This window comes from Streptomyces cyaneofuscatus (genome assembly GCF_033109485.1).
GTDB lineage: Bacteria > Actinomycetota > Actinomycetes > Streptomycetales > Streptomycetaceae > Streptomyces > Streptomyces cyaneofuscatus.
On the sequence record NZ_CP137002.1, the window covers coordinates 7,205,294 to 7,220,208 of the forward strand.

Annotated in this window: 14 protein-coding genes, 1 pseudogene and 2 riboswitches; of the genes and pseudogenes, 6 read left to right on the plus strand and 9 right to left on the minus strand. The window is 71.4% G+C overall.

The window, feature by feature from the left end; all coding sequences use genetic code 11:
• Window positions 1–69: 69 nt before the first annotated feature.
• Window positions 70–167: riboswitch (glycine riboswitch) on the plus strand.
• Window positions 168–299, plus strand: a riboswitch (glycine riboswitch).
• Window positions 300–360: 61 nt separating this feature from the next.
• Window positions 361–3,246: an aminomethyl-transferring glycine dehydrogenase gene (gcvP, locus tag R2B67_RS31810; protein ID WP_317822872.1), complete on the plus strand. Its 2,886-nt coding sequence runs from the start codon at window positions 361–363 to the stop codon at window positions 3,244–3,246.
• A gap of 95 nt (window positions 3,247–3,341) precedes the next feature.
• Here the strand turns inward: gcvP and R2B67_RS31815 are convergent, their stop codons facing one another.
• Both R2B67_RS31815 and R2B67_RS31820 read right to left on the minus strand, forming a co-directional pair.
• Entirely contained in the window at window positions 3,342–3,548 is a 207-nt protein-coding gene (locus R2B67_RS31815; protein WP_018516173.1) for a DUF5999 family protein, read from the minus strand.
• Between the two features lie 318 nt (window positions 3,549–3,866).
• On the minus strand, window positions 3,867–4,457 hold the full coding sequence (locus R2B67_RS31820) for a hypothetical protein (protein ID WP_317822874.1): 591 nt from the start codon (window positions 4,455–4,457) through the stop codon (window positions 3,867–3,869).
• 496 nt (window positions 4,458–4,953) lie between these two features.
• On the opposite strand from R2B67_RS31820, the gene R2B67_RS31825 reads away from it, so the two are divergent.
• Window positions 4,954–6,459 (plus strand): glutamate-cysteine ligase family protein, encoded by a 1,506-nt coding sequence (locus R2B67_RS31825; protein WP_018516171.1) that lies wholly within the window; start codon window positions 4,954–4,956, stop codon window positions 6,457–6,459.
• 155 nt (window positions 6,460–6,614) lie between these two features.
• On the opposite strand, the gene R2B67_RS31830 is transcribed toward R2B67_RS31825, so the two are convergent.
• The gene (locus tag R2B67_RS31830; protein WP_317822876.1) at window positions 6,615–8,405 is read right to left on the minus strand and encodes a substrate-binding and VWA domain-containing protein; all 1,791 of its coding nucleotides are present in this window, start codon (window positions 8,403–8,405) and stop codon (window positions 6,615–6,617) included.
• A gap of 202 nt (window positions 8,406–8,607) precedes the next feature.
• Between R2B67_RS31830 and R2B67_RS31835 the strand changes: the two genes are divergently transcribed.
• Window positions 8,608–9,387 (plus strand): CPBP family intramembrane glutamic endopeptidase, encoded by a 780-nt coding sequence (locus R2B67_RS31835; RefSeq protein WP_317822878.1) that lies wholly within the window; start codon window positions 8,608–8,610, stop codon window positions 9,385–9,387.
• Between the two features lie 19 nt (window positions 9,388–9,406).
• Here the strand turns inward: R2B67_RS31835 and R2B67_RS31840 are convergent, their stop codons facing one another.
• The 4 genes and pseudogenes from R2B67_RS31840 to R2B67_RS36090 form a co-directional block, all read right to left on the minus strand.
• Window positions 9,407–10,228, minus strand: coding sequence for a PhzF family protein (locus R2B67_RS31840; RefSeq protein WP_317822882.1), 822 nt, complete (start codon window positions 10,226–10,228; stop codon window positions 9,407–9,409).
• Between the two features lie 172 nt (window positions 10,229–10,400).
• Entirely contained in the window at window positions 10,401–10,646 is a 246-nt protein-coding gene (locus R2B67_RS31845) for an LSm family protein (RefSeq protein WP_317822887.1), read from the minus strand.
• Window positions 10,630–10,881 carry a DUF6400 family protein gene (locus tag R2B67_RS31850; protein WP_317822893.1) on the minus strand — a complete coding sequence of 84 codons (252 nt, stop codon included), beginning with the start codon at window positions 10,879–10,881 and terminating at the stop codon, window positions 10,630–10,632. The genes R2B67_RS31845 and R2B67_RS31850 overlap by 17 nt, the downstream gene beginning before the upstream one ends.
• 10 nt (window positions 10,882–10,891) lie before the next feature.
• Window positions 10,892–11,023 (minus strand): annotated as a pseudogene (locus R2B67_RS36090) (MFS transporter); the annotation flags it as partial.
• A gap of 407 nt (window positions 11,024–11,430) precedes the next feature.
• Between R2B67_RS36090 and R2B67_RS31855 the strand changes: the two are divergent.
• Window positions 11,431–12,051: a PadR family transcriptional regulator gene (locus R2B67_RS31855; protein ID WP_317822896.1), complete on the plus strand. Its 621-nt coding sequence runs from the start codon at window positions 11,431–11,433 to the stop codon at window positions 12,049–12,051.
• A gap of 72 nt (window positions 12,052–12,123) precedes the next feature.
• On the opposite strand, the gene R2B67_RS31860 is transcribed toward R2B67_RS31855, so the two are convergent.
• A complete protein-coding gene (locus tag R2B67_RS31860; protein ID WP_317822900.1) occupies window positions 12,124–12,561 on the minus strand; it encodes a type II toxin-antitoxin system Rv0910 family toxin in 438 nt (145 codons plus the stop codon).
• A 62-nt stretch (window positions 12,562–12,623) separates the two neighbouring features.
• The gene (locus R2B67_RS31865) at window positions 12,624–12,836 is read right to left on the minus strand and encodes a hypothetical protein (protein ID WP_018516162.1); all 213 of its coding nucleotides are present in this window, start codon (window positions 12,834–12,836) and stop codon (window positions 12,624–12,626) included.
• Between the two features lie 257 nt (window positions 12,837–13,093).
• Between R2B67_RS31865 and R2B67_RS31870 the strand changes: the two genes are divergently transcribed.
• Window positions 13,094–13,654, plus strand: coding sequence for a Clp protease N-terminal domain-containing protein (locus R2B67_RS31870; protein ID WP_317822914.1), 561 nt, complete (start codon window positions 13,094–13,096; stop codon window positions 13,652–13,654).
• A 118-nt stretch (window positions 13,655–13,772) separates the two neighbouring features.
• On the plus strand, window positions 13,773–14,822 hold the full coding sequence (locus R2B67_RS31875; protein ID WP_317822918.1) for an EamA family transporter: 1,050 nt from the start codon (window positions 13,773–13,775) through the stop codon (window positions 14,820–14,822).
• Window positions 14,823–14,915: the final 93 nt, after the last annotated feature.

Below are 14,915 nucleotides of genomic sequence, written 5' to 3' on the forward strand. Positions count from 1 at the left end.
GCAGATCCGTGGCGTCGGCCACTCGAGGACTCCACGGGGATGGCCGCTGGTAGGCTGGCAGGCGGCTGCTGACCCCGTGCGGGAGAGTCCTCCGGTGCAGAATCCGGAGGCGCCGAAGGAGCAAATCCTCCCCGGAATCTCTCAGGCCCCCGTACCGCACGGACGAGGTCACTCTGGAAAGCAGGGCGGGTTCGTGCGGGCAGATGCCGGGACGGATTCGACCCTCACCGACGGTGAAAGTCGGCACGCCCCCGGGCGGGCCGGTGAAGCTCTCAGGTTGAGATGACAGAGGGGGAGGCCGTTCGGGCACCCGCGCCGTGGTGCCCCTCGCAGGTCGTGACAGACCAGGAGGCCTCCACCATGACCCCCCGTCGCACTCCGCTCTCCCAGCTGGAGCAGGGCATTCCGTTCGAGCAGCGCCACATAGGGCCCGACGCCGAGGCCCAGGCGAAGATGCTCGCCCAGGTCGGCTACGGCTCCCTCGACGAGCTGACCGCCGCCGCGGTGCCCGACGTGATCAAGAGTGCGGAGGCCCTGAACCTTCCCTCGGCGCGCACCGAGGCCGAGGTGCTCGCCGAGCTGCGGTCGCTGGCCGACCGCAACAAGGTGCTCGCCCCGATGATCGGCCTCGGTTACTACGGCACCTTCACGCCCCCCGTCATCCTGCGCAACGTCATGGAGAACCCCGCGTGGTACACGGCCTACACGCCGTACCAGCCGGAGATCTCCCAGGGCCGCCTGGAGGCCCTGCTCAACTTCCAGACGATGGTCGCCGAGCTGACCGGCCTGCCCACCTCCGGCGCCTCCCTCCTCGACGAGGGCACCGCGGCCGCCGAGGCCATGGCGCTCGCCCGGCGGGTCGGCAAGGTGAAGAACGGCGTCTTCCTGATCGACGCCGACACCCTGCCCCAGACCATCGCGGTCATCGAGACCCGCGCCGAGCCGACCGGTGTGGAGGTCGTCGTCGCCGACCTCAGCGACGGCATCCCGGCCGAGATCGCCGAGCGCGGCGTCTTCGGCGTCCTGCTCCAGTACCCGGGCGCCTCCGGTGCCGTCCGCGCCATCGAGCCCGTCATCGAGCAGGCCCACGAGCTCGGCGCGATCGTCACCGTCGCCGCCGACCTGCTGGCCCTCACGCTGCTCACCTCGCCCGGCGCCCTCGGCGCCGACATCGCGGTGGGCACCACCCAGCGCTTCGGCGTGCCCATGGGCTTCGGCGGCCCGCACGCCGGCTTCATGGCGGTCCGCGAGAAGTTCGCCCGCTCCCTGCCCGGCCGCCTCGTCGGCGTCTCCGTCGACGCCGACGGCAACAAGGCCTACCGCCTGGCCCTGCAGACCCGCGAGCAGCACATCCGCCGCGAGAAGGCCACCAGCAACATCTGTACGGCGCAGGTGCTGCTCGCCGTCATGGCCGGGATGTACGCCGTCTACCACGGCCCCGACGGACTGCGCACGATCGCCCGCCGCACCCACCGCTACGCCACGATCCTCGCCGAGGGCCTGCGCGCCGCCGGCGTGGACGTCGTGCACGGCGACTTCTTCGACACCCTGACCGTCAAGGCGCCCGGCAAGGCCGCGGAGATCGTCGCGGAGGCCCGCGAGCGCGGGGTCAACCTCCGCCGTGTCGACGCCGACCATGTCTCCATCGCCTGCGACGAGACCACCACCCGGTCCCAGCTCTCCGCCGTCTGGGCCGCCTTCGGCGCCGACGCCGACATCGAGGCGCTGGACGGCTCGGCCGCCGACGCGCTGCCCGAGGGGCTGCTGCGCTCCGACGACATCCTGACCCACCCGGTCTTCCACCAGCACCGCTCCGAGACCGCGATGCTGCGCTACCTGCGCAAGCTCGCCGACCGTGACTACGCGCTGGACCGCGGCATGATCCCGCTCGGCTCCTGCACCATGAAGCTGAACGCGACCGCCGAGATGGAGTCCATCACCTGGCCCGAGTTCGGCGCGCTGCACCCCTTCGCCCCGGCCGAGCAGGCGCAGGGCTTCCTCACGCTCATCCGCGAGCTGGAGGAGCGCCTCGCCGAGGTCACGGGTTACGACGCCGTCTCCATCCAGCCGAACGCCGGCTCCCAGGGCGAGTTCGCGGGGCTGCTGGCCGTGCGCGCGTACCACCGGGCCAACGGCGACGACCAGCGCACCGTCTGCCTGATCCCCTCGTCCGCGCACGGCACCAACGCCGCGAGCGCGGTCATGGCGGGCATGAAGGTCGTCGTGGTGAAGACCGCCGACGACGGTGAGGTCGACATCGCGGACCTGCGGGCCAAGATCGAACAGCACCGCGACGAACTGGCCGTCCTCATGATCACCTATCCGTCCACGCACGGGGTGTTCGAGGAGCACGTCGCCGACATCTGCGGCGAGGTGCACGACGCGGGCGGCCAGGTCTACGTCGACGGCGCCAACCTCAACGCGCTGGTCGGGCTCGCCAAGCCCGGCAAGTTCGGCGGCGACGTCTCGCACCTGAACCTGCACAAGACCTTCTGCATCCCGCACGGCGGCGGCGGCCCCGGCGTCGGCCCGGTCGGCGTCCGCGCCCACCTCGCCCCGTACCTCCCCAACCACCCGCTCCAGCCCGCCGCGGGCCCGGAGACCGGAGTGGGCCCGATCTCGGCCGCCCCGTGGGGCTCGGCGGGCATCCTGCCGATCTCGTGGGCCTACGTGCGCCTGATGGGCGGCGAGGGGCTCAAGCGGGCCACGCAGGTCGCGGTGCTGGCCGCCAACTACATCGCCAAGCGGCTGGAGCCGCACTTCCCGATCCTGTACAACGGCCCGGCCGGACTGGTCGCGCACGAGTGCATCGTGGACCTGCGGCCGATCTCCAAGGCGACCGGCGTCTCCATCGACGACGTCGCCAAGCGCCTGATCGACTACGGCTTCCACTCGCCGACCATGTCGTTCCCGGTGGCCGGCACGCTGATGATCGAGCCGACCGAGAGCGAGGACCTCGCCGAGCTCGACCGGTTCTGCGACACCATGATCGCGATCCGGGCCGAGATCGAGAAGGTCGCGTCGGGGGAGTGGAGCGCGGACGACAACCCGCTCGCCAACGCCCCGCACACCGCGGCCGCGCTCGGCGGCGAGTGGGACCACGGCTACAGCCGTGAGGAGGCCGTCTTCCCGGCCGGTGTCTCCGCCGCGGACAAGTACTGGCCGCCGGTCCGCCGTATCGACGGTGCCTTCGGCGACCGCAACCTGGTCTGCTCCTGCCCGCCGCTGGAGGAGTACGACAACTGACGCTCGAAGGCTCACGCCTGACATGCGTCGGGGCCGGTGCGGGGATCTCCCCGGGCCGGCCCCTTTTCCGTACAGCTGGCTCCTTGACTCCGCCCTCAGGCGGCTTTCACCACGCGACCCGCCGCCGACGGCCGGTGCGGGGCGATGATCTGCCCGTCCGGCAGCAGCTCGCCGGTGTCCTCGAAGAGCAGGACACCGTTGCACAGGAGGCTCCAGCCCTGTTCCGGGTGGTGGGCCGTCAGGCGGGCCGCCTCCCTGTCGGGGGAGTCGGCGGTGGGGCAGGGTGGCTGGTGTTGGCACATGGATGGGTTCTTTCGCTGCGTCGAGTCGAGTGTCCTGCGGCTGGATGAGATGTTCATGGCCGCCCCCGTATCAGTCGGTCCGGTCCCAGTGTTGCCCTACGGGGGTGATTCCGCAGGGATTTCGCTGCAGCTCCCGTACTCCTCTCATGACGCATCACCCGCGCGGACGGTTCATCGCAACTGCACTGTCCCTTCGGGTGGTTCGGGATGGCCGGGACGGGCTAGTCCGAGTGGGTAGGACGGAGCCCCCGCGATGACCCGTTCCGCCGGAGGGCGTTCGGGTCACCACGGGGGCCGGTCGTTCCCCTCGGCCGCCGGTCAGGCGGAGCTGAGCAGCGGGCCGGGCGCCACCCGCAGGGTCATGACGGGCAGCAGATCGGCGACCCGGTGCGGCCGGTGCGCCGCGATGCCCGGCGGCGCCGGCGCCAGCGGCACCAGGACATCGGCCGGGGCGAGGACACCGGAGGCGTCGGCGGCATCGTCGTCGGGGTTGTCATGCAGCCAGAGGGTGAGCATGTACAGCTCGGGGATGGAGAGAAGTCTCGCCTGGTACGCCGTGGGCGAGGCCTCCGCCTGGCGGACCGCGAGCTCCGTCGAGGCGAGGTAGGGACCCTCGAAGAAGTGCGAGAAGCTCCAGCCGTCCGGCGTGAGCATGGTGTCCGCGGCGGCGATCGCCCGGCCTTCGCTCCGGATCAGGAAGCGCCAGGCCGCGAGGCGGGCCCGGGGTGCGGTCCCGGTCGGGGTGATCCGGTCCAGCACGTGCACGGGAAGCGGCAGTTCGGGGCTGAGCGGTCCCTGGACGGACCGGAGGGCGGAGGTCCGCGCCTGGCGGACCGCGGTGGGAGAACCGAGGGCCGCGAGAACACTGCGCAGGGCGGGCGCGGGAGCCGAGGGGACATGCAGCGGCATAGTGGGTCGCCTCTCACTTGGAGACACGGTGATGCGTGGGCGGGTGCAGACGGCGCTGTCGGCGTGCGGGGCCAGAGGAGGCCGACGACGGGCCGGATGACGGGCCGGTTGCGTCAACTCTCTGCCTCGTCAGGCGGAGTTTATACGACACGTGTTCACTCAGTGTTTCCGCTAGCTGCCGGGGATATTTCGCGCAAGGCGACATCCGGACGTGAAAATGCGGTTTTCCTGGTGATTTGATCGGCCGTTTTCCGCTCCGGCCTGCGCCTCTTTCGGCGGAGCGGTAGGCCGAAACTCGTCGGTGTTTCCACCACGCACTCTCCGGGTGAAAATGCCGCTCGCCGGGTGCCCCGGGAATGTGCCCCCGGTCTCCGTCAACCAGCCTAGCGGGTTTCCGGGTGGCTGTGGGGCGTTACGGATCACTCCCACTGGGCATTATCGATCGTGATGCGCGCGGCCCGGTCAGCGGGCCGACCACTGGAGGAGGGACCCCTCGATGGGGGAGAAGGTCGTGGCGGGAGCCGTTGACCTGTCCGATCGGCAGGCGTACCGGACCAAGCTGAACCAGTGCCTGGAGGGGCTGGGCAGACTGCTGGCGGAGCGGAGGTTCGACCGTCCCCGAAACCTGATGGGGCTGGAGATAGAGCTGAATCTCGCGGGCTCCGACGGCCTGCCCCGGATGATGAATCAGGAAGTGCTCCAACGCATCGCGAGCCGGGATTTCCAGACGGAACTCGGGATGTTCAATCTGGAAGTAAATATCGTTCCGCACCGGCTCGGCGGCCGGGTATTCGATCAGCTCTCCGAGGAGTTGCGCACCGGTCTCGCGTACGCCCACCGCAAGGCCGGTGAGGTGGACGCGGGGATCGTCATGATCGGAATCCTGCCCACGCTCGGCGAGCACGACGTGGTCTCGGCGAATCTTTCCGACGTGGACCGCTACACCCTGCTGAATGACCAAATGGCGGCGGCCCGGGGGGAGGATTTCGTCCTCGATATCGAAGGCGTCGACCACCTCGTCTGCTCCTCGCCCTCGATCGCCCCCGAATCGGCCTGCACCTCGGTCCAGTTGCACCTCCAGGTGACGCCCGCGCGGTTCGCGGACGTGTGGAACGCCGCCCAGGCGATCGCCGCCGTCCAGATCGCGCTGGGCGCCAACGCCCCGTTCCTCTTCGGCAAGGAGCTCTGGAGGGAGTCGCGGCCCCCGCTGTTCCAGCAGGCCACCGACGTACGGCCGCCGGAGCTGGCCAACCAGGGGGTGCGGCCCAGGACCTGGTTCGGGGAGCGGTGGATCGACTCCGCCTACGAGCTCTTCGAGGAGAACCTGCGCTACTTCCCGCCGCTGCTGCCGATCTGCGACGACGAGGAGCCGCTGCGGGTCCTCGACGAGGGCGGGGTGCCGGAGCTGGCCGAGCTGGTCCTGCACAACGGGACGGTCTACCGCTGGAACCGCCCGGTGTACGGCATGGCCGACGGCGTCCCGCACCTGCGGGTGGAGAACCGGGTGCTCCCGGCCGGCCCGACCGTCACCGACGTGATCGCCAACTCCGCCTTCTACTACGGGCTCGTCCGGGCGCTCGCCGAGGAGTCCCGGCCGGTGTGGAGCATGCTGCCCTTCGAGGCCGCGGCGGAGAACTTCACCGAGGCCTGCCGCCACGGCATCGACGCCGAACTGCTCTGGCCCCGCCCCGGCCGCGCCGGCGGACTGGCGAAGATCCCCGCCGTACAGCTCGTACGGGAGGAGCTGCTCCCGCTGGCCGCGGCCGGTCTGGACGCCTGGCACATCGAGCCCGTCGACCGGGACCGCTACCTCGGGGTCATCGAGGAGCGCTGCAAGCGGCGGGTCAACGGGGCCTCCTGGCAGGTCGCCACCTACCGCCGGGCGCTGGAGGCCGGGCTCGGCCGGGAGGCGGCGCTGGCGGCGACCACCCGGCGCTACGCCGAGCTGATGCACGCCGGGGAGCCGGTGCACACCTGGCCGGTGGGGTTCCCGGCCCCCTGAGGCACGTCCGTACGGTGGCGTGCCTCAGGCACGTTCGTACGGTGCGCGCTGCCCTACGGCGGCGGCCGCTTCCGTACGGCAGCGGCCCCTTTCCGTACGGCAGCAGGTCCTTCCGTACGCGGGCGGGGGCGGCGGTTCCGGTCGGGGCGCCGCCCTCACTCCTGGGCGGCGCGTCCGTTCTGCCCGGCCGTCATGATGGCCTGGAGGATGACGGCCTGGATCTCCGCCGGGTCGCTCACCTCGTACCCATCGCCCCCAGTGATCCGCGCGATCTCGGCCACCTCCTCACGGTCGGCGTCCGGGCCCACCGCGATGGCGATGACCGGAACGGGGCGCTCGGGGTCGGCGAGCTCCTTGAGCTCGGCGATCAGCGCACTCCGGGAGATGCCGTCCTCGTCCTGGTTGGACCCGTCGGTGAGGATCACCAGAGCGTTGAACTTGCCCTTCACATACGTCGTTTGGACTTCCTTGTACGAGGCCAGCGTGGTGTCGTACAGCCCGGTCGCCCCGCCCGGCACGGGCTGCAGCCCCGCGAACGCCGCCGAGAGCTTCTCCCGGTGGGTGGAGCCGCCCTGGGCCGGGTCGCCCAGCCGGCGGGTCTCCATGAGCTGGCGGTAGTCCTTCTCGCCGTCCAGCGTGGTGGCGAACTCCCACAGGCCGATCTCGTCGTCCGGGGTGAACTGGCTGAGCGCCTGGATGAGCGATTCCTTGGTGACGTCCATCCGGGACTGGCCGCGACCCGGCACGAGGGTGGCCATGGAACCCGAGGCGTCGACCACCGTGGTCAGCCGCGCGCTCTGGACGGTGATCGTCCACATCCCCAGCATCTCCTGGAGCTGCTTCGCCGACGGTGCCTCGGCCGCCGACGTGGCGTACGGCTGCGGCGACCTGCCGCCCGCCGACGTGACGACGGCGTCCTCGGCCGCCCCGTCGGCGGGGCGGAACCCGTACCGGGCGAAGACGGCTCGCGAGCTCCTGTCGTTGAGCAGGGTCATGAAGCGCAGGGCCGCCCGGGACTGGGCGAGGGTCAGCTTCTCCTCGTCGACCAGCGTGTAGGGGTAGTCGAGCAGCGGAGTGCCGTCCTCCGGGTAGAACAGGTTCAGCCTGCCGCTGCCCGTCGCCTCCGCGTTGTGCGTGAAGGCGGCCTGCTCGGATATGAGGACCGCCTGGTTACGTCTCGGATTGCCCTCCTCGGCTCCGGAGCCGCTCCGCGCCAGGGTCTCCAGCACCTGCGCGTCGCTGTCCGACATCCGCTCGGCCAGCACCTTCGCGGTCTCCGCGACCCTGGTGTCGCTGTCCCCGCCCTGCTGCGCGGACGAGCCGCCGATGCTGGTGAGCGCGAGGAGGCCGGTGGCGCTGCGCGCCGGGTCGGCCGCGCCGAGGCGGACCTTCTCCGACTGGAGGGAGGCGCCGACCAGCTCGGCCCAGGAGTACGTCTTCTTCGGCCAGCCCAGCCGCTTCGACGCGGACGGCACCATGGCGAGGGCCACCGGGGAGGAGGCCACCGAGTCCGAGGGGGAGATGGGGGTGCCCGTGCCGAGCCCCTCGGCCCGGTCCAGCCAGAGATCGGAGTCGGGCAGCCAGACCTGGAAGTCCGGGGTCTCGCCGCCGCCCGCGAGCGCGTCGGCCACCTTGTAGGAGTCGCGGGCCACCACCTCCACATCGAGGCAGTGGCCGTCGGATCGCACCTCGTCCGCGAAGGCCTGCTCGGCGATGTCCCGGACCGCCGGGGCGATGTCCGGGGAAGCGGCCAGGGACAGACGCACGGCGGAGTCCTCGCAGGACTCGGAGAACGACAGCAGGCCGCCGTTGACCGCCACCCCTGTTCCCGTCGCCACCGCGAGGACGAGCAGCGTGGCGATAGCGATGGTGCGACGCCTGCGCCGGGGAGACGCGTCCCCGCGTGTCCCCGGCGCGCCGGCGTCGGGCAAGCTGTGACGTCCCATGTCGGTGGAGCCCCCTGAAGACGAACGATGAACGAGGAACGGTGAACAAGGAAAAGGGGGACCTCACCACCGGCGATGGTGGTCGTCCCCCGGCCTGTCGCGCATGATCTTCGTACCTGCATTCGAGACCCTAGCGGGACGGTGGGCGGGATGAGACGCGATTGCAGAACAAAAGGCAGGTGGAGCGGTGAAGGTGGGGCGCGTGGCTGATTCTTATCCTCAAGAGGGCGTATCACGAGGGATCTTGCGGTCGGAGACGATCCTGGTCCTGGCGCTCTCCCTGGGCGCGAGTGCGGTCTCCGCACTCATCAGTTTTGTCGGATCGCTGACGAAACCGGGGGGTCTGAAGGATCAGGCGGCGACGCTCAACGGTTCGTACGCCCCGGGCCGTCCATGGCTGGATCTGGCGTGGCAAATGTTCGGAATCGCAACGGCCCTGGTGCCGGTCGCCCTGGTGGCGCACCTGCTCATCAGGGAGGGGGCGGGCCTGCGGACCATCGGATTCGACCGCACCAGGCCGTGGTTCGACCTCGGTCGCGGAACGCTGATCGCGGCGGGCATCGGCAGCGCCGGGCTGGCCTTCTACCTGGTCGCCAGGGCGAGCGGCTTCAACCTCACCGTCGTACCGGAATCGCTGCCCGACGTCTGGTGGAAGTTCCCCGTGCTCATCCTCTCGGCGGCGGAGAACTCCGTGGTGGAGGAGGTCATCGTCGTCGCCTACCTGCTGCGGAGGCTGGACCAGCTGGGCTGGTCACCGATGGCCTCGCTGGTGGCCAGCTCCGTGCTGCGCGGCTCGTACCACCTGTACCAGGGCATCGGCGGCTTCATCGGCAACATGGTGATGGGCGTCGTCTTCGTGCTGCTGTACCGGCGTTGGGGGCGGGTGGGGCCGCTGGTCGTCGCCCATACGCTGCTCGACATCGGGGCGTTCGTCGGGTATGCGCTGCTCGCGGGGAAGGTGGACTGGCTGCCGACGCCGTAGGGACGGCCTGGTCCAGGGCTCAGAGGGCGGTCAGCAGCTCGCCGTCGATGACGGTGACCGCCGAGCCCGTCAGCAGGGTGCGCTCGCCGCGCAGCGCGGTGCGGACGAACCCCGAGCGGGCCGAGGCCTGGAGCCCGGTGAGGTCGTCGCGGCCGAGGCGGGCCGACCAGAACGGGGCCAGCGCGGTGTGCGCGCTGCCCGTCACCGGGTCCTCGTCGATGCCGACACCGGGGAAGAAGCCGCGCGAGACGTAGTCGTAGCCGCGGGCGGGGTCCTCGGCGGCGGCCGTGGCGATGACACCGCGCCGCGAGTGGGCCTTGAGGGCGGCGAAGTCCGGGGCGAGAGCCCGTACGGTCGCCTCGTCGCGGACCTCGACGAGCAGGTCTCCGATGTGCTCCCCGGTGTCGTGGACCGAGACCGGCTCCGCCCCGAGCGCCTCGGCGAGTCCGGGCGGCGCGGTCTCGGCGCGCAGCGGGGCGGTGGGGAAGTCCAGGGTGAGGGAGCCGTCCGCGTGGGCGGTGGAGGTGAGGATCCCGCAGCGTGCGGTGAAGCGTACGGTGCCGGTGGCCCGCCCCGTGGTGTGCAGGACGTGCGCGGTGGCGAGCGTGGCGTGCCCGCACATGTCGACCTCGGTGGCCGGGGTGAACCAGCGCAGCGCCCAGTCGGCCTCGCCGCCCGGCGGCAGGGGGTGGGCGAAGGCGGTCTCGGAGAGGTTGACCTCGGTGGCGATCTCCTGGAGCCGTTCGGCGTCCGGGAAAGCGGGGGACTCCAGCAGGAGGACGCCCGCGGGGTTGCCGGAGAAGGGGCGGTCGGTGAACGCGTCGACGATACGAATCCTCATGGGGCGACCGTAGAGGGGCGGCGCGGCCACGGACCAAGGCCAATCGCGGGTTCCTGGCCCTCTTGGCCGGGCGCGCGCCGGCGGCCCGGGCGCGCGTCGGCGGTTCAGACGGCCCCGGCGCGCGTCGGTGGTTCAGACACTCGTCGGTGGTTCAGGCGCCCGTCGGTGGTTCTCAGGGGCAGCGGGCGCCGCCGCCGTGGCCGGGGCGGCCCGGGCGGGTGTCGAGCGACCAGGTGTGGGTGCAGCCGGGGCACTGGAGGTGCAGGACGGGACCCTTGTTGGAGATCAGGTAGCGCCAGTGCTCGCCGCAGGTGCGGCGGTCCGCGCAGGTCGCGCAGTGCCGGGCGTCGTCGCAGGCGGGGCAGGCCACCCAGGCGCGGCGGGCGATGTCCGCCTGCGGATCAATGGGCAGCCGCACGGCCCTGGTCCTCGCCCGGCAGGACACCGGCGGCCACCAGCCGGTCATAGGTGCGCTGCTGCTCGGCGTCGAGGTCCGAGTAGAGCAGGGCGTAGGCCTCGTCCTCACCGCGCAGGGCGGCCATCGGGTCCCAGTCCGGTCCGAGCGCGGCGACGACCGCAGCCCGTCGCCGGGCTTCCTCGAGGGTCAGGTCGATGGTGAAGGGGATGAGGTCGGCGGTCCCGTCCTGATGCATGGCCGCACTTCCGGGGTGGTGGGGACGCGGCCATCACGGCCGGTGACAGCATCATGCCCGCCGCCGTCACCAGGAGGCTGGTGCGCAGCCCCCACCCCTGCGCGAGGAAGCCACCGAGCAGCGAGCCGAGCGGGGCGGACCCCGGAGCGGAGCAGTTGGGGGAGGGGGATGGCACAAAGACCCCTGGGGTTGGCCGGAACGAGGACCGCCGGCCAGGGCGCGCGAAGGCGCGCCCTAGGGGCGGGGTGAAGGGCTCGCTGTGCCGCGACCTCAGGGGCAGCACGCGATGACGGGCCGGTCTCGGCCTAGGACGTCAACGCGCGCTCGGACGACCGGGCATGCCTCACCGCTTCCCTCGTGGCTCACTCGTCGGCCCGAACGCTAGCGCGCGGCGGCGGGAGGCGACAGGCGAGTTCGGCCGGGACCGGCTGTGTGGGCGGGGCAGGCCGTGCGGGCGGCGGCGGCCGTCGTGGCAGCTTCTTGCCAGACGATAGCTTCCGATATATCGTTGACGCATCGCGACAGATCAACGATGGAAGGAGCGTAGCGATGCGTTCACACGGATACGGGCACGAGCATGAGCACGGACCGGGGCATTTCGGGCCCGGTCATCAGGGTCATCACGGTCGGGGCGGCCACGACGGCCGCCGGGCCGCCTTCGGGCCGTTCGGGCCGCCGTTCGGCGGTGGTCCCTTCGGTGGCGGGCGCGGCCGGGGCGGAGGCCGGGGAAGGGCGCGGCGCGGTGATGTGCGCGCGTCGATCCTGGCCCTGCTGAAGGACCGGCCGATGCACGGTTACGAGATGATCCAGGAGATCGGCGAGCGCAGTGGCGGGGCGTGGAAGCCCAGCCCCGGTTCGGTCTACCCGACGCTCCAGCTGCTGGAGGACGAAGGGCTGATCGTCAGCGCGAGCGAGGGCGGCAAGAAGCTGTTCACGCTCACCGACTCCGGGCGCGGTGAGGCCGAGTCCGGCCCCGAGGCTCCCTGGGAGGAGGTCGGGCGCGGTGCGGACTGGGAGGGCGTGAACGAGATCCGCCAGGCCGGATTCGGTCTGATGGAGGCGTTCGGGCAGGTCTGGAAGACCGGCTCCGCCGATCAGCGGCAGAAGGCGCTGACCGTCATCAACGACGCCCGTAAGAAGCTGTACCTGATTCTTGCCGACGAGCACTGAGTCGGTGGTCCCGCCGCCGATGCCGAAGGGGCCCGCTCCGAGCGGGCCCCTTCGGCGTGCGTGCGGTGGGTGTCAGGGTGTGACCAGGCCGTCGAGCTTGCGCAGGGACTCCTGGAGCGCCGCCGTCGCGGAGTCCTTGAGTTTGCCGCCCATCAGTGAGACCGCCGCACCGGTGAACTCGCCCTCGATGCGGACCGTGGTGGCGCCCCCGTCCTGGGCCGGTGCCAGGGCGTAACGCATGGCCAGGTTGACCCCCATCGGGCCCTTGCCCCGGGTCGTCAGCAGCCGGCCGGCCTCCAGCTCGTCGACCGTCCACACCACTTCGGCGGGGAAGCCCATGAGCTTCATGTTCTCCTCGTAGGTGGCCCCGAGCTCCAGGGGAGCGGGGCCGCCCTTGGGAAAGCTGGTGTGGGTGGCGTTCCACTCGCCGTACGACGAGAAGTCCGTCAGCTGCGCCCAGACCTTCCCGGCGGGTGCTTCGATGCGCGCCTCGGCGCTGACTTCGGCCATGCGACCACCCCTGGTTCATCCGGTTCCGGTGGAGCGGAACGTAACGGCGGCAGCTCCAACATTCAATGCTGATGAACCGTCAGATTCGCTGGCGCTGCCGGGTTCCGCCAGATCTCCGCCGCGTCGAACCGGTCCGACGCGCGCGGATGCGGGCCTTCGTCGTGGCAGTGGAAAGCGGCCCAGAACAGATCGGCGGGCAGGGCGTCGTCCGGTGCGTACACGCGGTAGACGTACTGCATCCCGTCCAGGGCGAGCAGAGCGACCATCCAGAACACCCTTGGTTTCCTCCGCCCGGAGCCGATGCGTGTTGTTACGTGCCGTGTGCCATCAGTGACGTACGCGCGGGGGGTGACGGTTGCCAAGGGGAGTGCGGCGCAAGGCGGCGCGCCCTCTTGAAGGCGATGGTTGTACGCCATGGCGCGATCTCATCCGCAGGGATGAGGGGGCGCTCCGGTGTACCCAACTTGGGTGGGACGCGTGAATGGGCCGCTCCGCCGATGCTTCGCCGCCCGGGGACTGATGGGGTGGAGTAGTGCAAAACCGGACGCCGAGGATCCCCGAACAGCCCACCCCGAACCCCGTCGACGCCGACGCCGGACTCACCGTCGAACTGGCCTCGGTGGTGACGGGTGCGCGCCGGCGTGCGCTGCGGGACGGCGACCGGCAGATCGACACCGCCCACCTGCTGCACTCCCTCATCGAGAGCGACCCCGAGGTCCGCGAGGCCTTCGACGGCGGACCGCAGCTGGCGAAGGTGCTCGGCTACCTCGTACAGCGCAGCATCGGTTACGGGCTCCGCTGGCAGGGGTCGGTGGAGGACTCGGGCGCCGTTCCCGTCGTAGGGCACCCGGCCGCGGACGTCGTACGGGACCCGGCCGCGGAGGGCTGGTCGCCGTCGGCCGCCACCGCGATGGAGGACGCGCTGCACCGTGCCGGGCTGCGCGGGGAGCCGCGCGCCCGCGGGCTGGATCTCCTCGCCGCCCTGGCCGCCGACGGCGAGTGCCGTGCGGTGGAGGTGCTGGGCCGGGCGGGCGTGGACGCGCGGTGGCTGTCGGGGCGCGCGGTGGAGCGTACGGCGGAGGTGTCTCGGTAGGGGGCTGTGTCTTGTGGCCGAGGTGATATGGGGGGCCTGAGCGGGGTGCGTACCGCCTGCGCGTCTCGACAGGTGTCACAGAGGTGACGCTGCTGTCGGCTGCTGTCATGATGTGCCGATGCACGCGTCTCGGGGTACTCAGAAACGAAGCGCCGGCCTGGGGCTCGCCCTCCTCTCGGCCTTCGCTTTCGGCGGCTCGGGGGTCGCCGCCAAGCCACTGATCGAGGCGGGGCTCGACCCGCTGCACGTGGTGTGGCTCCGGGTGGCGGGCGCCGCGCTCATCATGCTGCCGGTCGCCTGGCGCCACCGGAACCTGGTACGTGAACGGCCCGCCCTGCTCGCCGGGTTCGGGCTCTTCGCCGTGGCCGGTGTGCAGGCCTGCTACTTCGCCGCCATCTCCCGTATCCCGGTCGGTGTCGCGCTCCTCGTCGAGTATCTGGCGCCCGCGCTGGTCCTCGGCTGGGTCCGGTTCGTGCAGCGCCGGCCCGTCACCCGGGCCGCCGCACTCGGCGTGGTCCTGGCGGTCGGCGGCCTCGCCTGCGTCGTCGAGGTCTGGGCCGGGCTCAGCTTCGACGCCCTCGGGCTGCTGCTCGCCCTCGGCGCCGCCTGCTGCCAGGTCGGCTACTTCGTCCTCTCCGATCATGGCGGCCAGGAGGCCAAGGGCCGGGAGGGCAGGGAGGGCAAGGGCGGCGACGGCGGGAGCGTCGAACCTCCGCCTCCGCTCGGTGTCATCGCGTACGGACTGATCGTCGGTGCCCTCGTCCTCACCGTCGTGGCGCGCCCGTGGGGCATGGACTGGTCGCTGCTCGGCGGTACCGCCGGGATGAACGGCACCGGGGTCCCCGCCTGGGTCCTGCTCGGCTGGATCGTGCTGATCGCCACCGTGCTCGCGTACGGCACCGGCGTCGTCTCCGTCCGGATGCTGTCGCCGCAGGTTGCCGGGGTCGTGGCCTGCCTGGAGGCGGTCATCGCGACCGTGCTGGCCTGGGTGCTGCTCGGCGAACACCTCTCCGCCCCGCAGCTCATCGGCGGTTTCACCGTCCTGACCGGTGCGTTCATCGCCCAGTCGTCCGCCCCCAAACCGCCGTCCGGGCCCGTCGCCGCGGGCGCGGGTGCGGCGGCCGCCGCCGGGGAGAGCGAGTTGTCCGCCGGGCGGGCCTCGCATTAGTGTGCCGATCATGCATCTGACTGTGCTGCCGCCGCCTGCCGCCTAGCGCGGGCGGCCACTCCTGACGAAGACCGGGCTCGGGCAGTCCCCGAG